This window comes from Aliagarivorans taiwanensis DSM 22990 (assembly GCF_000429505.1).
Taxonomy (GTDB): domain Bacteria; phylum Pseudomonadota; class Gammaproteobacteria; order Enterobacterales; family Celerinatantimonadaceae; genus Aliagarivorans; species Aliagarivorans taiwanensis.
The window spans coordinates 1-22,488 of record NZ_AUBZ01000013.1; the positions used below are offsets into that span (position 1 = coordinate 1).

The following is a 22,488-nucleotide window of genomic DNA, read 5'->3' on the forward strand; positions in this document are numbered from 1 at the left end:
TTAGACACAGCGACTCCGGGTTGGCTGGCAAGTGAAGCAGCTAGCGATATAAGCCTTTGAGTACGTCTGGGGTCATTGAGCTCTGCCTGACTAAACTGCGCTTGTGCCCACTCCATTGGGTTTGAACTGTCCATCGTAACCATCTCATTGAGAAATCTAAATGATCTGATCACAAGGTGAGGATTGAGTTCAAAAAAAATCCCCGAACGATGTTCGGGGATTTGTGTATAAGAGACAGGCACAATGCAGCCTTTTTCCATGGTTGTTTGCGGCGTTACTTTGTTCAATTAGTTCGGTTTCATGAACATTGGTCATTGCAGCATCAAAAAAATGTATCTATATGATAAATTTAAGAATAATCCTGAACTCAGGTTTGTTTGCCATACCTACTTTCGATAGACTCGCCGCTGCAAAGCATTCATCTTGAACTATCGTGGTGAACGCATGATGAAAAGTAACTTAAGTAAGGAATATGCAATGAATTTGCTACGTTGGATTATGAGCTGTTGTTTGGTTGTCGTATTGAGTGCCTGTGGTGGTGGGCATGGTTATGAAGGCACCTATCAAAACAACATGCTGGGTATCGTCTCTGAGTTGGAGATCGGTAAAAATTATCTGATGTCCGACGGCGAAAAGCAAAAGGTGGACAAAATCTCAGTCGAGAAACGCGGCGGAGATGAGTACTTGGTTTTTGTTACCGACGGTCAGCGCGAAGAAATGCGCATTGCTGACAGGAATACCTTAGTGATTGATTTGGGTATTGTTGAGATGGTCTGGACGCGGACCAAGTAAAAAGCCTTGTTACTGCTCAGAATGATTGAAATAGCGCCACTTTAGAGTGGCGCTATTCTGTTCAAGGCGGCGGTCAATTGTTAAGCTATCAACGCATAACAAGGAGAGACTATGCAGCTTTACATTGGTAACCAGAACTATTCGACGTGGTCGCTGCGACCGTGGTTGGTGATCCAACACTTCGGTTTGGACGTGGAAACGGTCAAGCTCAAGCTGTTCAGCGAGCAGTTTTACGCCAAGCTTGCGGAGCTGGGCGCAGCCGCCAAAGTGCCAACCTTGGTGGACTATGACTTGGTGGTATGGGATTCGCTGGCGATCTGTGAATACCTTAACGAGACCTACCTTGAGGGCAAGGGCTGGCCAAGTGATCCGAAGGCCCGCGCCAAGGCGCGCTCGTTGGCCGCCGAGATGCACTCAGGCTTTGGCGCGCTGCGCAGCCAGATGCCGATGAACTGCCGCGCCCGCCGCTTTGTAAAGCGCACCGAGCTGCTTAACCTTGATATCACCCGCATCGAGCAGATCTGGGCCGAGCAGATGGAGCTCTACCCCGGTCGCTGGCTGTTCGGCGAATGGTCGATTGTCGATGCGATGTTTGCCCCAGTGGTACTGCGCTTTATGACCTACCAAGTCGAGCTAAACTCCTACGCCCGACTGTATATGGAAAAGACCCTGTCTTCCCCGCATATCCAGCAGTGGCTGGCGGAAGCGGCCATGGAAACCGATGTGGTTGATGAGGCAGAGGTAGGCGAGCAACTCTAGCTCGCCTGCTATCGCGATATCTTAAGGCGGCCCAAGCGCCGCCTAGCGAATCAATCCCTCTTGATACAAGTGCTCGAACAGCTGCTTCACCACCAACGAGCAGCGTGGCAGATCGTCATAGCCCAACCAAGCCAACTCTTCGATCTCTGAATCCACCGCCAGCTCGCCTTGGTAATCCGCTTGATAGCAGGTGATCTGCACTTGGGTACCATCGTCTTTGCCGTCGGCTTGGTCGATAAAGGTGCCAAACAGCGCCAGTGATGTTGGCTCCAATGCTACGCTCAGTTCTTCTTGGATCTCCCGGCACAGCGCCTGCTGGTCACTCTCGCCGGGGTCGCGCTTGCCGCCGGGGATGTAAAACAGCTGCTTGCCTTTGGAGCGCACGCAAAGCACCTTGTGGTCTTCGATGCGCAGCCACGCTAGTTTGTCGATGAATTTGCTCATGGTTGTTACCTTGTTCGGTGTAGCCGCTTATTCCGCTGCTTTATAAGCACTTGACCTAAAACAGTATTAAAGAGACTCGCAATTGATACGGTGGTTGAAGTGTGACAATTACAATCGAAACCGGGGAGGGACACAATGCTAATCAACCACCGCGACGGCGAAATCTCGCCGGCCAATGCTGAAGGCTGTCAACTAGACAGCCGCATTGGTGTGTTTACCCTTACCGAGTTGCTGGCCAGAGGTAAGTCGGCCTACTCCTATCTGGCGGAAGGGCCGGAGGGGAGTGCCGTGGTCAAGCTGATGCATCACGAGCCGTGCCCGTACTATGATTTTGGCGACAACAACAAGGTGGATCTAGAAGTCGCCGCCTACCAGCGCTTGCAGCAGTTAGGGATCGCGGTACCCGAGTTGTTGACCCACGACCGTGAACATGGCTATTTAATCAAAACCTTCCTTGATGGCCCAACAGTGAGCGAGCTGGTGATTGCCCAAGCGTTGAACGAGGCCTGCGTTGCCCAAGTCTTCACCATGGCCAACAGCCTGAAATCGGCGGGATTAAACATCGACTACTTCCCCGATAACTTCGTTTGGCTGCAGGGGCGCTTGTTTTACGTTGATTACGAGCACAACCCCTATGACAGCCACTGGGATCTGCGCAACTGGGGGCTTTACTACTGGGCCAACAGCGAGGGCATGAAGCGCTTTAAGCAAAACGGTCAGGTCGATGCGATTAACATCGCCATAAATAGCGGCGAGCCGATTAAAGCACCGTTTGAGGCGCAGGTAGCTGCTTGGGCTAGCAAGTATGAGTAGTGGCCGGTATAGGAGTTATGTGTGGCTGTCGGCTTAAAGTGGTTCTTGTAATCACCACCCAACAGCCTATCAGCTAAAAGAAAACCCGCTTGCGCGGGTTTTTTCTTACTTACGTGATTCGCAATCCCTCGCGACCCAATTCACAGTGTTTTAATCGCGTTTAAGGGCGCTCGCCTGCGGCGATACGGCGCTCGATATCGGCCACCACTTCTGGGAAGTCGGCGATGGTATCAATCATATAATGCGGCTTGCTGGCAGAGAGTTTTTCGCGAGCGGTGGCGCGGGCTACGTCCAGTGCGGCTGGTGCGGCGTTTTGGTACTGCTCGAAGGTAAGGCCCGCTTCGTTGCCGGAGAGTAGCAAGGCGACAGTCCACATGCCGGCGTTGTGGCCTTCGGTAATGCCCGGGGCGGCGTCATCTACCTTGATGCAGCGGCGCACGTCGCTGACTTGTAGCTCGAGCAGGTTTTTCAGCGCCATATGCGCTGCCGGGCGGCCGCCTTGGGGCAGGTCGTCGGTGGCCACTACACAATCTGGCTGGTAGCCGTAGTCACGGGCAGCGGGGATCAGCACGTCCATTACCTCGCGCGGGTAGCCCGAACACGAGCCAATCTTAATGCCCTTGGCTTTCAGCCCATCCACCACCTCGATGGTGTTAAGGATCGGCGCCGCATGGTCGGCCACCTTGGCCTTTTGCAGCGGCATAAAGGCGGCGTAGATGGCGTCGATATCCGCCTCGTTCATAGCGCGGCCAAACTGGGCCTGCCAGCGTGCATCCACCGAGGGCAGCTTACCCACCGCTTGAATATGGTCCCACTTGCCAAGGCCCATCGGGGCGCGGGCTTCTTCAAGGTTTATGTCGAAGTCGAAGCCTTGTTTAAACGCTTCAACAAAGATGCTGGTGGGGGCGAAGGAGCCGAAATCGACAATGGTGCCGGCCCAATCGAAGATAACCGCTTGTACAGAAGAAGACGTGGTCATGCTTTTACCTCGTAGTTGTAATCGTGACTGACCTGAGCGATGGCGCGCTCAAAGATATCCAGCGCTTCGCAAAGCTGCTGGCGGGAAATAATCAGCGGCGGACTGAGCTGGATTACGTTGCCCTGCGACACCTTAAAGCTCAGCCCGTCGTTGAGGCATTGGTAGAGCACCGCTTCGGCTTCATCCAGCGCGCGCTGTTTGGTGTCTTGGTCAGTGACCAGCTCCACGCCCCACAGCAGGCCGATGCCGCGCACATCGCCGATAAGCGGGTAGCGGGCCTGCATGGCGTGCAAGCGTTCGGCCACATAGCGGCTGTCATCGCGGGTTTTCGCTAGCAGGTTTTCTTGCTCAATCGCTTCGATGGTGCCGAGTGCTGCGGCACAGCCTAGTGGGCTTTTCTCGTGGGTGTAGTGGCCCAGCGAGACCTGTGCCGCGCTGTTGTACTTGTCTTTGGTGACCATGGCGGCAATCGGCACTAAGCCGCCGCCCAGGCCCTTGCCGATGCACAGGATGTCGGGCTCGATATCGTAGGCTTGGTAGGTAAACCATTCGCCGCTGCGGCCCAGGCCGTTGGGGATGTCGTCGATAATCAGCAGCACATTGTGCTTGTCGCAGATCTCGCGGATGCGTTTCCAGTAGGCCTTGCTTGGCACTTGCACGTCGGTGTTGCGCACGCTCTCGGCGATAAAGGCGCCGATACCGCCTTCTTTCTCAATCACGTATTCCAGATAGTCGGCGTAGTGCAGGTCGCTGCCATCGGGCGAGGGCAGGGCGCCACGGTAGCTCACCGCCGGTGGAATCCGCTCGACCCCGGCCATCAGCGGGCCCATGCCTTCACGGAAGCAGGCTTCGCCGCCCACCGAGATGGCATCGAGCGATGCGCCATGGAAGGAGTCCCACAATGAGACCACCTTGTAGTTGTTGGTAATAAAGCGAGCCAGCTTAAGCGCCATGCCCACCACCGAGGTCCCGCCGGGGGCGAACAGTACCCGGTTTAGCTCGCCGCCGCAGATCTCGCTCAGCTTCTCGGCGCAATCGATGGCGACCTCGTTGGTAAAGCGGCGCGGTGAAAACGGCAGGCTGGCCATCTGCTCACTCACTCGCTTGACTACCTGAGGGTGGCCATAGCCAAGCTGGTGCACGTTGTTGCCGTGAAAGTCCATATAGCGCTTGCCGGCGCTATCGACGATGTAGATCCCTTCGGCGGCCTGCAGGCTATCCAAACAAGGCGTCGACATCGCTTGATGTAAGAAGATGTTGGCATCACGCTCCAGCAAGGCTTGGGTCTTGGGGTGCTGGATATTGCTGTTCCACTGCTGGCGGGCGGCGGTGGTGTTCACGTCGCCTTCGCTGCGTAGGTGCTGCTCACTGTTGGCTTTAGTGCTGCTTAGCTTATTGCTGTCCACGCTTAGGCCTCCCAGTACATGCTTTGCTGCACGGCGGCAATCAGCCGCTCGATATCAGCCGGGTAGACTTCGCCAATGTTACCGATGCGGAAGCAATCGGCGTTGGACACCTTACCCGGGTAGATCACAAAGCCGCGCTGCTTAAGGTTGAGATAGAAGCGCTTGAAGTCGTAATCGCTGTGCTCGGGCGAGTAGAATGAGGTGATAATCGGTGAGTGAAGCGACTCATCCAACAGCGGGGTGAAGCCCAGCGAGCGCATGCCCTGCACCAAGACCTTTTGGTTCTCTTTGTAGCGCTTGTGGCGGGCGGCAATCCCCCCTTCAGCTTCCAGCTCAAGCAGCGCTTGGTAGAAGGCACGTACGGTATGCGTGGGGGAGGTAAAGCGCCACTTGCCGTGATTCACTTCCATGCAATGCCATTGGTCATACAGGTCGAGGCTGAGCGAACGCGCCTGCCCCTTGCATTTATCCAACTCACTTTGCTTGGCAATCACAAAGCCAAAGCCCGGTACACCCTGAATACACTTGTTGGCCGAGCTAATCAGAAAATCGATACCCAGCTCGCCCACGTCCATTGGGATACCGCCGAAGCTCGACATGGCATCGACGATCATGGTCTTGCCATGGTCCTTGGCCAGCTTACAGATGGCCTCGATGGGGTTGAGTATGCCGGTGGTGGTTTCGCAATGCACCGTTGCCACATGGGTGATGCTGTCATCCTGTTTAAGGTGTTGGGCAATGGCGTCCAGCGATGGTTGGGCCGTCTCGCCCGGTGCGACCACTTTACAAGGGATGTTGAGGTAGCTGGCAATCTGGGCGATACGTGCGCCATAAGCGCCATTGTTGACCACCAATAGTTTGCCCTGCGGGTCAATGGCGCTGCCGATGGTGGCTTCCACCGAGGCGGTGCCGCTGCCTTGCATCAGCACGCTGGTATAGCCGGGCTGGTTGGTAGCCAGTGCAACTAGTTTTCCGCGGATAACTTCGACGATGTCTTTGTTGTAATCATCGTCCCAGGTGCACCAGTCTTTTAGCATGGCGACCCGCACCGATTCCGAGGTAGAGAGCGGGCCGGGCGTGAGCAGTAGGTAATCGTTTTTCATATCAATCAATTTGGACTATACCAGAGTTGCTGCAGACTCTAACAACCCGCTATGGCGCGGTAAATAGCTCTCCAACCAGTGTCATAAAAGATTCACGGGTAGTTTTGCTCATCCATCGCAGACGAGCACGATTTAGAAAAACTGACATTTTTCGTTCATGCAAACGTCATATATCCCGCCTACCTTAAAAATCACCAAACTGGTACAGACCAAAAATCATGAATTTGGAGATAATCATGCAAAACCGTTTTGCTTTAGGAGCTCTGGCTGCCGCAGTCGCTTTGATGAGTAATGCCGCTGTGGCTGCTCAAGAGGTGACGGTTTACACTGCGTTTGAAACTGACATCCTGGCTAAATACAAGAATGCTTTTGAAGCTGAAAACCCAGGGATTACCATTAAGTGGGTACGCGACTCAACCGGCATCATGACCGCTAAGTTATTGGCAGAAAAAGCAAACCCACAAGCCGAAGTGGTTTGGGGCCTGGCGGGCTCTTCCATGGCGCTACTGAAAAACGAAGGCATTCTTCAGCCCTACACCCCGCAAGGTCTGGATCAGCTGCGCGCTAGCCTGAACGACCCACAACAGCAGCAAGCATGGTACGGCAACGACGCGTTCTTCAACGCAATCTGCTTTAACGAAGTCGTTGCGCAGCAGCATAACTTGTCTAAACCAGAGTCTTGGGAAGACCTGACCAAGCCCGAGTACCAAGGCCACATCGCCATGCCAAACCCTGCCTCTTCAGGCACCGGCTACATGCAGGTATCTGCGTGGCTGCAAAACATGGGCGACGAGCAAGGTTGGGACTACATGGCCCGCCTGGATGACAACATCGCTCACTACACCCACTCTGGCTCTAAGCCTTGTGTACAGGCTGCGATGGGCGAAGTGGCAATCGGTATCTCTATGGCTAGCCGCGGCGCCAAGCTGAAGACTCAAGGCGCACCGATTAAAGTGATTACCCCTGAAGGTATTGGCTGGGAATCTGAAGCGGTTGGCCTAGTTAAGTCATCTGAAGCCGCGCAGCGTGTGGTTGACTGGTCTATCTCAAAAGCGGCGAACGAGCTGTACGTTGAGATGTACCCAGTGGTTGGTCACGTTGATGTGAAAGCGGAAGTTGCTAACTTCCCAGATGTGGAAGCGAAAATGGCAGAGATGGACTTCGCGCGTATGGGCGATGAGCGTGCCGTTGTCCTAAAAGATTGGTCTGACCGCTTCGATGCGAAATCAGAGCCGAAGTCTTAATTCGCGATTTCTCTAGATAGCTCCGCTATCTAGCTACCTGAACGGCTGAAGCTTGGTATGTCATTGCTTCGGCCGTTTTTTTTTAGCTCTTCAGCACCTTTTTAATCTGAGCCTTAACCTATGAACGATCAACAAATCAGTCGCGAACAGGGCGATGTTAACCTGTCCGAGCAGCGTACGCAGTTCCAACAGCAACACCTCGACCCTCGCTCCCGCGAACTGGTGGAGAAAGACCAGCAGCTGTTTTTACACCAGAGCCTGAGCACACCGGTGCTGCATGCACTCAGTCATTCCGAAGGCGCTTACATTGTCGATATGGCGGGCAAGCGCTATCTGGACTGCCACGGCAACGGGGTACATGCCGCTGGCTTTAACAACGACTATGTGTGTGAAAAGGTGGTGGACGCACTGCGCAGCAAGAACACCTTTACCTCGCGCCGCTACACCAACTCCAACATTGTTGGCTTGGCGGAAAAGCTGATTGCGGTGACCCCTGAAGGGCTGGATCGGGTATCGTTCTGCCCGGGCGGCTCCGAGGCTATCGAGCTGGCGGTGTCGATCGCCAAGTCTTACACCAACAAATGGAAGACCATCTCGTTTTGGGACTCCTACCACGGCAATGGCTTTCAATCGGCCAGCCTGGGCGGCGAGCGCCTGTTTAAAAAACGCCTTGGGCCGATGGTGCCGGGCGCACTGCATGTGGACTTCCCCAACTACCAAAACAACCCTTGGGGCTTTACCGATCAGCGACAAGTCGATGATGAAATCCTTCGTCAGATGCGCACCTTGTTTGAAAAAGAAGGTGATATCGCCTGTGTGGTGGGCGAACCGATCAGTGCCACGCCGGTGATGCCGACGCGCTATTTCTGGCAGCAGGTGAAGCTGTTATGTGAAGAGCACGGGGCGCTGTTGATCTTTGATGAGATCATCGAGGGCTTCGGTCGCACCGGCAAGATGTTTGCCTGCGAGCACTATGTGACCCCCGATATCTTGGTGCTGGGCAAGTCGCTCGGCGGCGGGCTGATGCCGTTTGCAGGCGTAGTGGTTAACGAGAAGTACAACGTGTTGGAGACCCAGTCGGTGGGCCATTACACCCACGAGAAAAACGGGCTATGTGGCGCGGCAGGTCTGGCGATGATTGAGTATCTCGAGATGCATCAACTGGTGGAGAACTCCGCCAAGTTGGGTGAGTACTTGATGGAACGCTTCAAGCAGATGCAAACGAGCTACCCCATCGTTGGCAGTGTCGATGGCATCGGCCTGCATATCGGCCTTGAGATCCTAAGCGCTGATGGCAGCGGCCAGCGTGGGGTCGAAGAAGCGGAGCGGATCATGTACCAGTGCTTCGAGAACGGCTTGGCGTTTAAATTGATTGAGAGCAGCATTATTACCCTGCGCCCATCGCTGGTGATCACCTTGGAAGACGCCAAGTTTATCGCCGACACCATTGAGGCGGCGATTGTGGCATAGCTGGCGTAACGGCGCGGTGTCGTATTACCAGAGTCGCTGCTAGACGCGTTGCCAGAGAGGCATAGCAGTTTATAATCAAGCGATTAGTAAACTGCATGGTTATTCCTATGAGCCTGACCAGCCTCTCTCCTTTCCCCTTACTCTATCAACTCAACACCCGAGTCGAGCTGCGAAAGCTCAGCGAACAGCTCGGCCGAGCCGCTACCCTCGATGATATTGATGACGCCTTGTTAAAAGCACTTCGCGAGCAAGGCTTTCAGTGGCTATGGCTGCTGGGCGTGTGGCAGACCGGGCCGCTTGGTCAGCAGATCTCGCGCCAACACCCCAGCTGGCAGGAGGAGTTTCGCCACACGCTGCCGGATCTAAGCGATGACGATATCCCCGGCTCATGTTTTGCGGTGTATGACTATCAGGTGCATGGCGAACTCGGTGGCAATGCCGCGCTGCTAAGGCTTCGCAAACGGGCACATGCCGCGGGGCTGCGGGTGATGCTGGATTTTGTCCCCAACCATATGGCGCCGGACCACCCGTGGCTGGAGTCGCATCCGGACTACTTTATCCAAGGCGATCAGGCGCTGCTTGAAAGCCAGCCAGATAACTATTATTTGCTTGGTGAGAGTGCGCTAGGCGAGCCTGCGCGCATTGTCGCCCATGGCCGCGACCCTTATTTCCCCGGCTGGCCCGATACCGCTCAGCTTGATTACGCCAACCCCGAGTGTCATCAGGCGATGCTGCAACAGCTATTGCGGATCAGCGAGCTATGCGACGGGCTGCGCTGCGATATGGCGATGCTACTCGAGCCGCATATCTTTGAGCAGACCTGGGGGCGAGCGTGCGCGCCGTTCTGGCCAGAGGCGATTGCCCGGGTCAAACAGGCCCATCCCGCGTTTACCTTTATGGCCGAAGTGTATTGGGGGCGTGAGTGGGCGATGCAGCAACAAGGCTTTAATTTCGCCTACGACAAGGAGCTGCTGGATCGCTTGATTGCCGGCGACGCCGAACATATCACCGGCCACCTGCGGGCCGAACCTGACTACCAACATCGTCTGGCGCGCTTTTTAGAAAACCACGATGAGCAGCGCGCCGCCAAGGTGTTTTTTGATAAGCAGCATCAGGCAGCCGCCTTGCTGAGCTACCTAAGCCCCGGGCTACGCTTTTTCCAGCACGGCCAGCTTGAAGGTTGGCGTACCCATATTCCTCCGCACCTTAATCGCGGCCCGCAGGAGCAGACTAACCCTGAGCTTGCAGAATTTTATCGCGACCTGTTGGTGGTGCTCGGGCGCGAAGTGGTTCATCGCGGTCAGTGGTGCTTGCTCGACACCAAGTTGGCCGCGCCGTTAATCGGCATTCGCTGGAGAGGGGAAGGGCACCAGCCACTGCTAGTGGTGGTCAACTACAGTGCGCAATCGAGCGCTAGCGAGCTTGATGTCAGCGCTCTACTTGAGGCGTCTAAGCCGCGTGTGTTAATGCAACAGGGTGCTCAGCTCGCCTCTGATAAGTTTGAGAAGTTCACGTTAGGGCCTTGGGGCTATGTGATTGTGGAAGGGGAGTCGGTTCGCTAGCCACCGCGCTTACTCAAGGCACGAATATAGGCAAAGATATTCTCCGCATCTTGCGGGCTGAGGATCGTTTTAAATGCTGGCATCCCTTGTTCCGGCTTGCCGCTGAGCACCACTTGGTGGATCAGGTAGGTATCGTTGGTAAGCGGATTGCGTAGGGTTTGCACCAGGTTGGCCGGGGGGCTGAGTTGCTCGGTGGCTACCGGTCCCTTGCCTTGCGCATATTTGCCATGGCAGCGCATGCAGTATTCAAGGTACAAATCTTTGCCAAGGGTGGGATTGCCGCCTTTGGCATCGACCAAATTAATTGAGATAAACACAATGACCAGAATCGCAACGATGGTCATTAGCACGGTTGCAAAAGACTCTATCCCACTGTTCAAACAGACCTCCAGAGAGCGCTATGCTGCCTTTACGTCTGGCTTTGAGCGTAGACCAGTGGTGGCTGTTCTTCCTGACCTCAAGGCGTTTTCATGGCGCTGTTAACATTTCACGCCTGCGGAAAAAGGATCATTTGACGATCGCTCGCTGTTGGGCTTATCCACTGCAGCGCTAAACGTTCATCGACTGTCTTGTTCCACTATCGCTCGCTGCAGTTGGGGGCGATGAGATCTACACGTCGTCATCTTATTGCAATAGTTGCCCTCTACTCTTTGGACTATACCAATATTTAGGGCTGTTTCGCAGTTATGAGCACTTCTGAACATTATCTGGTGATTGACCGTCTGGCCAAGCAGTTTGGCCAGTTCACCGCACTCAAAGAGATTTCACTCCATATCGAGAAAGGCGAGTTTGTGTGCTTTCTTGGGCCATCGGGTTGCGGCAAAACCACCTTGCTGCGAGCGATAGCGGGTTTGGACCTGCCAAGTAGCGGCAAGATCACCCAGAACGGCGCGGATACCACCTTCCTGCCGCCGGAGAAACGTGACTTCGGGATTGTGTTCCAGTCTTACGCCCTGTTTCCCAACCTGACAGTGCAAGAGAACATCGCGCTGGGGCTGAAAAATCAGGGCATGTCGACCCAAGACGCCTTGGGCAAGGTTGATGAGTGGCTGGCGCTGATTGGCCTGCCGGGTTCGGGGCACAAGTTCCCGAATCAGCTCTCGGGTGGTCAGCAGCAGCGAGTGGCTTTGGCGCGTGCTTTGGCCTTGTCGCCGGGCTTGCTGCTGTTGGATGAGCCGCTTTCGGCGCTGGATGCCAAGGTGCGTACCCATCTGCGTGACGAGATCTGCCAGCTGCAACGCAAATTGGGCATCACCACCATTATGGTGACCCACGACCAAGACGAAGCGCTCACCATGGCGGATCGCATTGTGGTGATGAACCACGGCGTGATTGAGCAGGTGGGGACTCCGCAGGAGATCTACCAGCAGCCCGCCAGTCGTTTTGTGGCCGAGTTTGTCGGCAAGATGAACTTTATCGAGAGCTCGGTTGTGGCCAAGCGCCAACTAAGAGTCGCCGAGTCTATCTTCGATTCGCCGGAGCTGAGTAACCACCAACCCGAGGTGGGCGAGCTGCTATCACTGGCGGTGCGCCCTGAGCGCGTACGTTTTGTGGACGCGTCAGAGCAAAGCCTGCCAGTGAAGGTCTGCAGCCAGGAGTTTATGGGGGCCTTCTACCGCGTTGAGTGCGAGCTGCTAAACGATAGTGAGGCTGAGCTGGTGATCGCCGATATCGGCATTGAGGCGCACACCAAGCTGGCGTTGCAAGATGGTGATGTTCGCCATATCGATATCAGCAGCTGCGGCATGCTGGCCTATCCGTCGGCGCTAGCCAGCTAGGAGAGCACAATGACCACCTTAACCCTGTCCAATACCGGCGGCTCTTGGCTCGAACAGCTACTGCGCCGACGTGAACGCTTGAGTCGTGACAACCTGTTGCTCGGCGGCTTGCTGGTGTTGCTGTGCGGCTTTATGGCGATGTTTGTGGCGCTGCCGCTGTGGGCGATGTTCAGTAAAAGCTTGCAGAACCGTAGTGGCGAGTTTGTGGGTCTTGAAAACTTTGCCAACTACTTCGCCTCTCCGGCGCTGTGGCAGTCGCTGACCAACACCCTGACGCTGGGGCTGCTGGTGACTACGATTGTCACCACCTTAGCGTTTACCTACGCCTATGCGCTAACCCGCTCGTGCATGCCACTAAAAGGCCTGTTTCAGGTACTGGGCACTGCGCCGATTCTGGCGCCCTCGCTGCTACCGGCGATTAGCCTGATTTTCTTGTTCGGCAACCAAGGGGTGGCCCGTGAGCTACTTGGTGGCAACTCGGTCTACGGCTTGGTGGGCATCGCCATGGGCTTGGTGTTCTGGACCTTTCCCCATGCTCTGATGATCCTGAACACCTCGCTGCGCACCTCGGATGCACGCCTGTACGAGGCGGCCAAGGCGCTGAAAACTTCGCCCTTTAAAACCTTTATGATTGTCACGCTGCCAGCGGCCAAATACGGCCTGATCAGCACGCTGATCGTGGTGTTCACGCTAGTGGTCTGTGACTTTGGTGTGCCCAAGGTGATTGGTGGCAGCTACAACGTGCTGGCCACCGATATCTTCAAGCAGGTGGTGGGGCAGCAAAACTTCTCCATGGGCGCGGTGACCAGTATCTTGCTGTTGGTGCCTGCCTTGCTGGCCTTTGTGGCCGACCGCTGGGTGCAGAAAAAACAAAAGAGCCTGTTCGATACCCGTTCGGTGGCCTATCAACCAGAGCCCAACAAATTGCGCGATGGCCTGTGCCTGCTGTACTGTGGCGTGATTTCGCTAGCGGTATTAGTAGTGCTGGGCATGGCGGTGTATGGCTCCTTGGTCACCTTCTGGCCGTGGAACAAGGCACTGACCCTGAACAACTACAACTTCGCAGAGATGAGCACCTACGGCTGGTCGCCGTACTTTAACTCGCTACGCCTTGGTGGCTGGACCGCGCTGTTTGGCACCATCATTATCTTTATCGGTGCCTACGCGATTGAAAAAGGCCGCTCTTACGCGCCAATGCGTCAGGCGCTGCAGATGTTCTCGGTGGTGCCAATGGCGGTGCCGGGGATGGTGCTAGGCTTGGGCTATATCTTCTTCTTTAACGACCCGGCCAATCCGCTCAATGTGATGTATGGCACCATGGCGTTCTTGGTGGTCAATACGGTGGTGCACTACTACACCGTTGGACATATGACCGCGCTGGCCGCGCTAAAACAGTTGCCTGCGGAGATTGAGGCTACTGCCGCCTCGGTGAAACTGCCCCAGTACAAGCTGTTTTTTAAGGTGACGGTACCGGTGTGCCTGCCGGCGATTCTGGACATAGCCACCTACATGTTTGTCAATGCACTGACAACCACCTCAGCAGTTGTGTTTTTGTATGCAACCGATACTATTCCTGCTTCAGTGTCGGTGTTGAACATGGACGATGCCGGTCAAACCGGTGCTGCCGCCGCGATGGCGGTAATGATTATGCTCTCGGCGGCTGCGGCGAAACTGCTGCACATGCTGATAGCGAAGTTGCTGGAAGGCAAAACCCAAGGCTGGCGTAAGCGTTAATACAGGAAAGCACGTTGCAATATCTAAAAATCAAAGATGCCATTGTTGAGCAGATTGAAGACGGCATGCTCACCGCTCGCCAAAAGCTGCCCGCCGAACGTAAGTTGGCGGAGGCCTTCGATACCACCCGAGTCACCTTGCGTGAGGCCTTGTCGATGCTCGAAGCCGAAGGGCGGGTTTATCGGGAAGACCGTCGCGGTTGGTTTGTCTCACCCGAGCCGATGTCCTACGACCCAACCCAAACGCTCAACTTCACTAATATGGCCTTGGCGCAGCAGCGCCAGCCGCGCACCGAGCTGCTAGCCGCCAAGCAGGTATTGGCGAGCAAGCATGCAGCCAAGAAGCTCGAGCTGCCGCCGTTTTCCGATATCTACCGGATTGACCGGGTGCGTTACCTCGAAGAGCGGCCGGTGCTGTATGTGACCAACTTTATCCGCGCTGAGCTATTCCCCGATCTGCTGGAGCGCGATTGCTCACAAAACTCGCTGACCGATATCTATCGCGAGCACTATGGCGTGGAATACCAGCGCATCCGCTATCGCATTACCACCAGCTCCTTGCAGGGCGAGATCGCACAGGTGCTGCGGGCCACCGCTGGCACGCCGGCAATGGTAGTGGAGCGTATTAACTACAGCCAAACCGGCGAGCTGATCGATTGCGATATCGAATACTGGCGTCACGATGCCATCTCCATCGACTCCATTGCTGAGTTAAGCGTTTAAGGTTTTCTTTCTCTGATGGGCCCAGCCGGGCCCATGTGGTACCGCTATGTCTTTTTTTGCCGCTGCCTTAGTGGTGTTCTCCGCGTTATTGCATGCCGGATGGAACCTGCTGGGCAAATCCAATCAAGGTGGGGTGATCGCTTACGCCCTGTTAGCCGCTCTCGCCGGCTTTGCCTTATTGAGCCCCTTTATCGCGTGGTATCTATTGGTGCTGGATATCACTGCCGTGCCGATGACCTTTTGGGCCTTAATTGGCGTAAGTGGCCTGTCGCAGGCTATCTATATTGCCGGTTTGGGCATGGCCTACAAGCAGGCTGACATTGGTTTAGTCTATCCAGTGGCGCGCGCCATGCCGGTGCTGCTGGTGGGCATGGTTACCGTATTGCTGGGGCAGCATCTAAGCAGCGCAGCGTGGTTGGGCTTTGGGCTGATTACCGCGGGCTGCGTACTGGTACCGCTGCAGCGTTTTAGCCAGATCAGGCTCTCCGCCTACCTGAACGGTGGCATGCTTTGGGCGATTGTTGCTGCGCTGGGCACGGTCGGCTACTCAGTGGCAGATAAGCAGGCGCTGGATGTGCTCGGTGGGCTGCCTGACAGCCACTTTGCTGATTGGCAGCATGCCCTGTTCTACGTGGGCATCCAGTTTGGGGCGATGGCTCTGCCGCTGGCGATAATGCTGGCATGCTTGCGTACTGATAACGGCTTTGTCGCTGCTTGGCGCTGTCGCCGAGCCGCAGCATTGACCGGATGGATGATGGCCGCCACTTATGGCATCGTGCTGTACGCCATGACCATGGTTGAGAACGTCAGCTATGTGGTGGCGCTGCGCCAGATCAGTATCGTGTTTGGATTGGTGCTAGGCGTGTGGATATTGAACGAACGTTGGTATCACACCCGCGGCGTTGGCGTGCTACTGATCATCGGTGGTTTGGTGCTGGCGCTAAGTTAACGAGGTTTGCTCTGCCAATAGGCACAAAAAAGCGCCAATCTGGGATTGGCGCGAATTGCACTTACATTACTAGGATGTGTTGCGAGAAAAGCGTTAATTGGTAAAGACTGGTCCGGTACCCGTTGACCACAAGATCACGGTGGAAATCATGATACACACAAGCATCACCAAGCCCACGGTGACCAAGCTGCTGGCATAAATAAAGCCGCGCTCTTCAGGGATGTGCATAATGATCGGCACCCCGGTGTAGAGCAGGTAGACCGCATAAGCCACGCCCACCAGACCGGCCAGCATCACAAACCATGGTTCTGGATACAAAGTGGCAAAGCCCACCATAAACAGCGGTGTGGCTACATAGGCTGACAGCTCCAGAGTTTGCTGGTAGGTGGTATCGGCATTAAAGGTTTTGGCCATCCACAGCGCCGCATAGGCCAGGCTCATTACGCCGATGGTTAATGCTCCGTACATCGCAACCGACATATACAGCGCGCTACCTGCGGTTAAGTAAAAGCGGTTGTCACCGACATGCCAGCCGATGTGAACGGTAGAAAAGTAGCTGCAGATGGCAGGAATTAGTGCCACCAACAATAGGTGTAACAGACTGGCACCGATGCCCTCGTGGTGCTGATCGATGTCCTTCCATTCTTCTTTTGTGTGTGAAGCGAGTCCCCAAACATGACTAAAAAGCATTGCTGATCCCTCAATCAAAAGTTAACAACTGTGTAACATCGTTTATCTAGTAATGAACGAGGAATGCGGGGGAGTCAAGCCTGTAGAGCGGAACTTTTTATGGCACGTGGTTGTTGTTTGAGGCAGTTAATCGCTTAATAAACAAACGATTAAGTGAATGGCAGGGCCTAATCGGCGGCGCTGCCACAACACAGTTTATTGAGCTTGATCAAGCTCCAGTTGCTCGCCGTTGGCTGTTAACACAATAGTCTCAGGGGTCACTTTGAGCACGCTGCTTTGGCTGTACCAGTCGCCCAGTACGATGCGCTGGCCATGCTTACCGTTGTCGCGTGGGTGGAACGCCGGGCGATGGGTGTGGCCGTGGATCATGTAGTCGAGCTTCATACGGAAGAAGCGCTGTTCCACCTCGTCGGCATTCACATCCATGATTTCGAAGGTTTTTCCCTTCTTGGAGCGTTTGCTATTACTGCGAATGCGCTCGGCAATCTTCTCACGCACAAACAGCGGCATAAGTAAAAACAGCCGGCGTAGCCAGGGGCTTTGGGTTTTGCGGCGGTACTCTTGGTATTGCACATCGTCGGTACAGAGGGTGTCACCGTGCAGGATCAGCACCTTTTTGCCGTAAAGATTCAGCAGGTGCTCTTCTTCGAGCAGCACCATGCCACAGGCCTTGGCGTAGCGCTTGCCCAACATAAAGTCGCGGTTGCCGTGGATGTAGTAGCAATCTACACCTTGCTCGCTCAGCGCTTTGAGCTTGTCGGCCACATCGCGGGTGAGGGCGGAGGTGTCATCATCGCCAATCCAGTATTCGAACAGATCGCCGAGGATATAGAGGGCGTCTGCGCCGGGGGCGTCCTTGCTGAGAAATTCCAGAAATGCCCCGACGATGTCGGGGCGTTCCTCACTCAGATGGAGATCGGAAATAAAGTAACTGTGCACGGCTTAGTCGGCAACGGTCACTGATTCGATCACAATCTCTTCCAGTGGTACGTCTTGGTGAACGTAACCAAAGTTACCGGTGGCGACGCCTTTGATCTTGTTCACTACGTCCATGCCTTCGGTCACTTTACCGAATACACAGTAGCCCCAGCCTTCGGTGGTTTCTGCTTTGAAATCCAGGAAGGTGTTGTTGTTCACGTTGATGAAGAACTGGGCAGACGCTGAATGCGGGTCCATGGTACGCGCCATAGCGATGGTGCCAGTCTCGTTAGACAGGCCATTGTTGGCTTCGTTTTTGATCGGAGCGCGGGTCTCTTTCTCTTCCATACCAGAGGCCATGCCGCCGCCCTGAACCATAAAGCCATCGATTACGCGGTGGAAGATGGTGCCGTTGTAGAAACCATCGCGCGCGTAGGTCAAAAAGTTAGCCGCGGTTTCTGGTGCTTTTTCAGCATCCAGGCTTAGGGTGATGTCGCCCATGTTGGTGTGTAGAGTAACCATCGTGTTTCCTTAAACAGTCTGTTTGTCGTTGAGCCCCGATTCTAAACGCATCCACCGAGGAAATCAGCTGTTTATTCCGAGACACGGTGCTAGAATACGGGCCTTTATATCAGTACTAATCAGTAATCAGGAAGCTTGTCGATGTTGCAAATCTACAACACTCTCACCCGTAAGAAAGAAGTGTTTAAACCTTTAGTTGAAGGAAAGGTGGGAATGTATGTCTGTGGTGTCACCATCTACGATTACTGTCACATCGGCCATGCTCGCACCTTTGTCTCTTTTGACACCGTAGCTCGCTACCTGCGTTGGTCTGGCTACGACCTGACCTATGTGCGCAACATCACCGATGTAGACGACAAGATCATCAAGCGCGCTGCCGAAAATAACGAGAGCTGCGATGCACTTACCGAGCGCTTCACCAAGGCGATGCACGAAGATTTCGATGCGCTGAATATGATTCGCCCCGACATCGAGCCTACCGTGACCACCCATATGGATGAAATCATCGCGATCATCCAAAAGCTGGTGGACAAGGGCTACGCCTACCAAGCTGACAACGGCGACGTGCTGTTTGAAGTAAGCAAGTACGACGAGTACGGCAAGCTGAGCCAGCAAAACCTCGAGATGCTGCAAGCCGGTGCCCGAGTCGAAGTCGAGCAAGACAAGCGCGACCCGCTGGACTTTGTACTGTGGAAGCAGGCCAAGCCTGGTGAGCCAGACTGGGACAGCCCATGGGGCAAAGGTCGCCCGGGTTGGCACATCGAGTGTTCAGCGATGAACATGAAGCACTTGGGCGATGTGTTCGACATCCACGGCGGTGGCTCGGATCTGGCCTTCCCGCACCACGAGAACGAAGTGGCGCAGAGCTGCTGTGCCCACGACACCAACTACGTTAACTACTGGATGCACTCCGGTATGGTGCAGGTGAACAAAGAGAAGATGTCCAAGTCCTTGAACAACTTCTTCACCATCCGCGATGTATTGGAAGTATACGACGCGGAAACCGTGCGCTACTTCCTGCTGTCGGGCCACTACCGTAGCCAGCTGAACTACTCAGAACACAATCTCAAGCAAAGCCGGGCATCCTTGGAGCGCCTGTACACGTCCTTACGCGATGTAGCGCCTCAGCCGGTATCCGATGAGCTCGCCGCGCCTTACCGCGAGCAATTCAAACAGGCGATGGACGATGACTTCAACACCCCAGAAGCCTTCCCGGTATTCTTCGAACTGGCCAAAGAGATCAACCGCCTGAAGAGCGAACATGCCGCTAAGGCTGGCGAGTATGCCCAACTACTACTGGAGCTAACTGCAGTACTGGGCATCTGTCAGCAAGAGCCTGCCAGCTTCTTGCAAGGCGACCAAGGCGGCGATGAAGCGGCTGAGATTGAAGCGCTGATTAAAGCCCGTAACGAAGCTCGCGCAGCTAAAGACTGGGCAGCGGCCGATGCAGCGCGTGATGCCTTGAACGCCCTTAATGTGGTGCTGGAAGATGGCCCGCAGGGGACCACTTGGCGCAAAGCCTAGGCACTCGCTGCTAATGTGAGTAATTGAAAAAGCCACAACCTCGGTTGTGGCTTTTGTTTATCTAGATGTTTTAAGCTCTTAGCTTCGGGCTTCGGGCTTCGGGCTTCGGGCTTCGGGCTTCGGGCTTCGGGCTTCGGGTTTCGGGCTTCGGGCTTCGGGCTCATTATTGTTGTGGTGGTCTAGTAAGGGGAAGGTTTGCGGGTTATCCAAGGCATCATCGAGTTTGTTCAGTGTAAGCGCGCGTTGGCCAGCTATGAGCAACAGCGCAAAGGCTCTCAGCAACAGGACAAGGGTTTTGAGCAGCAGCGCAATGGTTCTCAGAAACAGCATAATCGCTTTCCAGACCATCCTCTTTCTGCCGCGCAGCGCCAAGGGCTTAGCGATTGGCAGGTATTACGCAGCTGGCGCGCTCAAGCGAATAGTTCTTTGTTAAGCGGCGCTCCGTTACTAAACCGTGTCTCTTTGCATTGGTTTAGCCTGCTGGGCGCTCTGCTTGGCATTACCACCATGTTTGGTTTGCTTTCCTACTCGGGCCAACAGCCCATCAACCTTCTTTACTTGCTACTGGTGTTTGGACCGCTGCAGTGGCTGATGATGGCGCTCTCCTTATTGAGCTTACGCGGGCAGGGCATCGCTTGGGTGAAGCTAATGCTACGCAAGCTGCCGGTGGAGGGCTTGCCCTCGCAAGTTAGGCGCTGGGCGCTGTTCTATCTCTCCCATTGGACTGGCCTGTGTTTTGCCATCGGTGCTGCGTTGTGTTTGCTGGTGATGGTGCTGGTACAAGATCTGGCTTTTGTCTGGGCCACCACCATTGAGGTGGGCGCGCAGGGGCTAAGTGCGCTACTGGTAAGCTTGTCTGCACCATGGAGTGCTTGGTGGCCAGCTGCCGGTGTCGACCCGCAACTGGTGGCGGATACCCAGTTTTTCCGTATGAGCGGCGCTAACCAACTGGTGAACGCCAGCCTGTATGGCCGCTGGTGGCCATTTGTGTTGGCCTTTGTGCTGTTTTACTGCCTGCTACCGCGAGCGGTATTGTTTGCCGTGGGCAACTGGCGCTGCGCCAAGTTGTTAGATGGCCTACCTGCCGCCGATCCGCAGATAGCGTCCTTACTGGCGCACTGGCGTGCCCAACAAGTTGATACCAGCAGTGCAGTGGAAGATGCCCATGTCGCGCTTGACTCAAATACGTCAGGCGACGCTATCCAGGTGCTGACTGAGCTGCCAAGCCCGCTGCTTTACTGGGGGCTGGAGCCGCACGAGCTAGGAGCACTCAGCCCGAATGACGGCGAGCGGCGGCCGCTCAGTCAAGCCCGTGGCAATGAGACTATGTTGCTGGTCCCCGGCTGGGAGCCGCCCTTGGGCGCACTGGCGGATAGCCTGGCCAGCCCCGTGGTTGAACAGCTTAGCTTGGTATTACTGCCGCTGGATGGGGCGCTCAGCGATGCCGATATTCAGAGCTGGCTGCTGTTTGCTGAGTGCCAAGCGAAGCTAAACGCGCTTTACTTGCTGGAGGGGAAGCATGCCTAAGTTTGTAGTGGTCGGTCACCCCAATAAGGGTAAGTCCAGCCTGGTGGCAACGCTGGCGCAGAACGATCAAATTGGTATATCGGCGCTCTCTGGCACCACGGTAAAAGCCACTCACTACGCGATGCAAGCCTCTGGCAGCCTCTGCTACGAGTTGGTCGATACCCCCGGCTTTCAGCGGGCAGAAGCACTGCTGGCCATCTTGCGCGAACAAGCCGATGACGCAGCTCGCCGCGCTGAGGCGATAACTAGCTGGCTGGCCCAAAGCGGCGATGACTTCCCTGACGAGCGGGCCTTGCTGGCGCCGGTGATGGATGAGGACGCTGCGCTCATCTACGTGGTAGACGGCGCCAAGCCCTATCGCAGCCACTATGAAGCGGAGATGGAAATCCTGCGCTGGACCGGGCGACCGCGGCTGGCCATTATCAACCCGATCAACGGCAATCGCTATGCCGAGCAATGGCGCAGTGCGCTCGACCAATACTTCAGCTTGGTGGTGGACTTTGACCCCTTACAGGCCAGTTTCGAGCAGCAACTGGCCCTGCTACGTAACTTCGCCACCCTAAAACAGAGCTGGCAACAGCCATTGGCCCATGCGATTGATGCGCTACAGCAGCAACGCGAAGACAAGGTGTCAGCGGCCCTCAATCAGTTGCAATCTGGTCTAGAGGAGCTGCTGAACTTCCGCTTGAGCAGTCCGGTGGGCCAGCAGGATGAGGCAGCCAAGCAAAAGTTGTTCACCGACTATCAGCATGCCTTGCTGCAGCACGAACGCGCGCTGCGTGAGCGGCTGCAAGCCAGTCTGTCCCACTATCACTACCAGCAACCCGACGAGCAGATGTTGCTCGATAGCAGCGAGCTGTTCGACCCCAAGCAGTGGCAACTGTGGGGGCTGCCACGCAAGCAGCTTACCTGGCTGGCGGCGGGCTCCGGCGGTGCGGCTGGTGCCATGGTAGATTTGGGGCTTAGTGCGGGCACCTTTATGCTTGGCGCTGTGGTGGGCTCGGTGGCCTCGGCTGGCAGTGTTTGGCTGTGGGGCGACAAGCTGGCCAAGGTGTCGAACAACAACAAACAGCAGCAGCTGACCATTGGCCCGGTAAAGAATCTGGCATTCAGTTGGGTGTTGCTGGCTCGTCAGCTGTATCTCATTGACAGCCTGCTGGGGCGCAACCATGCCCGCCGGGATGTGCCCAACTTGGAGCAGCTTGCGCAGGCGCAACAGCAGACCCGAGCACGCCTGGAGGCCTTGGGGCAAAAGGAGAAGCTACAGATAAGTCTTTGGCTACAAGGGCGAAAAGTGCCGGGAAATCAGCAGAAAACACTGCAAATACTAAAAACTCTTCTTGTTTATCGCTAACTCCGTGCTACAAAGCACGGCCGTTTGTGATACCGCTCAAGCATAGTGTGTTAACAATGTGATCTATTGAGCAGGTTGACAATACATTGCTTGTTGTTTGCTTCCCCCTCATTGGATGATGGCCGTGGCTGTAGATCAAAGGATTGATTGTTTGCCAATCTGGATTGTACCTGCCGATTATCAGGGATGCTTAATCAT

Annotated in this window: 22 protein-coding genes; 13 read left to right on the forward strand and 9 right to left on the reverse strand. The window is 55.3% G+C overall.

Annotated elements, in window-relative coordinates; genetic code table 11:
* The coding region (locus G462_RS24910) for an IS4/Tn5 family transposase DNA-binding protein (RefSeq protein WP_245579543.1) at positions 1–287 on the reverse strand (287 nt) is incomplete at its 3' end.
* A 190-nt stretch (positions 288–477) separates the two neighbouring features.
* On the opposite strand from G462_RS24910, the gene G462_RS0108660 reads away from it, so the two are divergent.
* On the forward strand, positions 478–792 hold the full coding sequence (locus tag G462_RS0108660; RefSeq protein WP_026958652.1) for a hypothetical protein: 315 nt from the start codon (positions 478–480) through the stop codon (positions 790–792).
* 111 nt (positions 793–903) lie between these two features.
* Positions 904–1,551 carry a glutathione S-transferase family protein gene (locus G462_RS0108665; protein WP_026958653.1) on the forward strand — a complete coding sequence of 216 codons (648 nt, stop codon included), beginning with the start codon at positions 904–906 and terminating at the stop codon, positions 1,549–1,551.
* A 42-nt stretch (positions 1,552–1,593) separates the two neighbouring features.
* Here G462_RS0108665 and G462_RS0108670 read toward each other — a convergent pair whose 3' ends face one another.
* On the reverse strand, positions 1,594–1,995 hold the full coding sequence (locus tag G462_RS0108670) for an NUDIX hydrolase (RefSeq protein WP_026958654.1): 402 nt from the start codon (positions 1,993–1,995) through the stop codon (positions 1,594–1,596).
* A gap of 135 nt (positions 1,996–2,130) precedes the next feature.
* Between G462_RS0108670 and G462_RS0108675 the strand changes: the two genes are divergently transcribed.
* The gene (locus G462_RS0108675; RefSeq protein ID WP_051326626.1) at positions 2,131–2,808 is read left to right on the forward strand and encodes a protein kinase family protein; all 678 of its coding nucleotides are present in this window, start codon (positions 2,131–2,133) and stop codon (positions 2,806–2,808) included.
* Between the two features lie 160 nt (positions 2,809–2,968).
* Here G462_RS0108675 and phnX read toward each other — a convergent pair whose 3' ends face one another.
* The 3 genes from phnX to phnW are packed head-to-tail and all read right to left on the reverse strand — an operon-like array spanning position 2,969 to position 6,296.
* Positions 2,969–3,787 (reverse strand): phosphonoacetaldehyde hydrolase, encoded by an 819-nt coding sequence (gene phnX, locus G462_RS0108680; RefSeq protein ID WP_026958656.1) that lies wholly within the window; start codon positions 3,785–3,787, stop codon positions 2,969–2,971.
* Positions 3,784–5,193 (reverse strand): aspartate aminotransferase family protein, encoded by a 1,410-nt coding sequence (locus tag G462_RS0108685; RefSeq protein WP_026958657.1) that lies wholly within the window; start codon positions 5,191–5,193, stop codon positions 3,784–3,786. Before G462_RS0108685 ends, phnX begins: the two co-directional genes overlap by 4 nt.
* A gap of 2 nt (positions 5,194–5,195) precedes the next feature.
* On the reverse strand, positions 5,196–6,296 hold the full coding sequence (gene phnW, locus G462_RS0108690; RefSeq protein ID WP_026958658.1) for a 2-aminoethylphosphonate--pyruvate transaminase: 1,101 nt from the start codon (positions 6,294–6,296) through the stop codon (positions 5,196–5,198).
* A gap of 236 nt (positions 6,297–6,532) precedes the next feature.
* Here phnW and G462_RS0108695 point away from each other — a divergent pair, with 236 nt between their 5' ends.
* The 3 genes from G462_RS0108695 to G462_RS22195 all read left to right on the forward strand — a co-directional run bounded on the left by G462_RS0108695 (position 6,533) and on the right by G462_RS22195 (position 10,572).
* Positions 6,533–7,540, forward strand: a complete 1,008-nt coding sequence (locus tag G462_RS0108695) for a putative 2-aminoethylphosphonate ABC transporter substrate-binding protein (RefSeq protein WP_035477333.1) — start codon at positions 6,533–6,535, stop codon at positions 7,538–7,540.
* Between the two features lie 120 nt (positions 7,541–7,660).
* Positions 7,661–9,010 carry a (R)-1-hydroxy-2-aminoethylphosphonate ammonia-lyase gene (gene pbfA, locus G462_RS0108700; RefSeq protein ID WP_026958660.1) on the forward strand — a complete coding sequence of 450 codons (1,350 nt, stop codon included), beginning with the start codon at positions 7,661–7,663 and terminating at the stop codon, positions 9,008–9,010.
* A 107-nt stretch (positions 9,011–9,117) separates the two neighbouring features.
* Positions 9,118–10,572, forward strand: coding sequence for an alpha-amylase family glycosyl hydrolase (locus tag G462_RS22195; RefSeq protein WP_051326627.1), 1,455 nt, complete (start codon positions 9,118–9,120; stop codon positions 10,570–10,572).
* On the opposite strand, the gene G462_RS22200 is transcribed toward G462_RS22195, so the two are convergent.
* Complete coding sequence (locus tag G462_RS22200; RefSeq protein ID WP_157360310.1) at positions 10,569–10,952, reverse strand: c-type cytochrome; 384 nt, start codon at positions 10,950–10,952, stop codon at positions 10,569–10,571. The genes G462_RS22195 and G462_RS22200 overlap by 4 nt on opposite strands.
* Before the next feature lie 306 nt (positions 10,953–11,258).
* Between G462_RS22200 and G462_RS0108715 the strand changes: the two genes are divergently transcribed.
* From G462_RS0108715 to G462_RS0108730, 4 genes are read left to right on the forward strand one after another with little or no spacing between them, the layout of a single operon-like run.
* Positions 11,259–12,350: a putative 2-aminoethylphosphonate ABC transporter ATP-binding protein gene (locus G462_RS0108715; RefSeq protein WP_026958661.1), complete on the forward strand. Its 1,092-nt coding sequence runs from the start codon at positions 11,259–11,261 to the stop codon at positions 12,348–12,350.
* A 9-nt stretch (positions 12,351–12,359) separates the two neighbouring features.
* Entirely contained in the window at positions 12,360–14,084 is a 1,725-nt protein-coding gene (locus tag G462_RS0108720) for a putative 2-aminoethylphosphonate ABC transporter permease subunit (RefSeq protein ID WP_084404989.1), read from the forward strand.
* A gap of 14 nt (positions 14,085–14,098) precedes the next feature.
* Complete coding sequence (gene phnR, locus G462_RS0108725) at positions 14,099–14,806, forward strand: phosphonate utilization transcriptional regulator PhnR (RefSeq protein ID WP_026958663.1); 708 nt, start codon at positions 14,099–14,101, stop codon at positions 14,804–14,806.
* Between the two features lie 46 nt (positions 14,807–14,852).
* Positions 14,853–15,755, forward strand: coding sequence for an EamA family transporter (locus G462_RS0108730; protein ID WP_026958664.1), 903 nt, complete (start codon positions 14,853–14,855; stop codon positions 15,753–15,755).
* A 93-nt stretch (positions 15,756–15,848) separates the two neighbouring features.
* On the opposite strand, the gene G462_RS0108735 is transcribed toward G462_RS0108730, so the two are convergent.
* The 3 genes from G462_RS0108735 to G462_RS0108745 all read right to left on the reverse strand — a co-directional run bounded on the left by G462_RS0108735 (position 15,849) and on the right by G462_RS0108745 (position 17,885).
* Positions 15,849–16,445 carry a Yip1 family protein gene (locus tag G462_RS0108735; RefSeq protein ID WP_026958665.1) on the reverse strand — a complete coding sequence of 199 codons (597 nt, stop codon included), beginning with the start codon at positions 16,443–16,445 and terminating at the stop codon, positions 15,849–15,851.
* Positions 16,446–16,640: 195 nt separating this feature from the next.
* Positions 16,641–17,384, reverse strand: coding sequence for a UDP-2,3-diacylglucosamine diphosphatase (gene lpxH / locus G462_RS0108740; RefSeq protein WP_026958666.1), 744 nt, complete (start codon positions 17,382–17,384; stop codon positions 16,641–16,643).
* A gap of 3 nt (positions 17,385–17,387) precedes the next feature.
* Positions 17,388–17,885, reverse strand: coding sequence for a peptidylprolyl isomerase (locus G462_RS0108745; protein ID WP_026958667.1), 498 nt, complete (start codon positions 17,883–17,885; stop codon positions 17,388–17,390).
* A gap of 141 nt (positions 17,886–18,026) precedes the next feature.
* Between G462_RS0108745 and cysS the strand changes: the two genes are divergently transcribed.
* From cysS to G462_RS0108760, 3 genes are all read left to right on the forward strand, one after another.
* On the forward strand, positions 18,027–19,409 hold the full coding sequence (gene cysS / locus G462_RS0108750) for a cysteine--tRNA ligase (RefSeq protein ID WP_026958668.1): 1,383 nt from the start codon (positions 18,027–18,029) through the stop codon (positions 19,407–19,409).
* 195 nt (positions 19,410–19,604) lie between these two features.
* Positions 19,605–20,936 carry a DUF2868 domain-containing protein gene (locus G462_RS0108755; protein ID WP_026958669.1) on the forward strand — a complete coding sequence of 444 codons (1,332 nt, stop codon included), beginning with the start codon at positions 19,605–19,607 and terminating at the stop codon, positions 20,934–20,936.
* Entirely contained in the window at positions 20,929–22,290 is a 1,362-nt protein-coding gene (locus tag G462_RS0108760; protein WP_026958670.1) for a GTPase/DUF3482 domain-containing protein, read from the forward strand. Before G462_RS0108755 ends, G462_RS0108760 begins: the two co-directional genes overlap by 8 nt.
* The last annotated feature ends 198 nt before the right edge of the window (positions 22,291–22,488 follow it).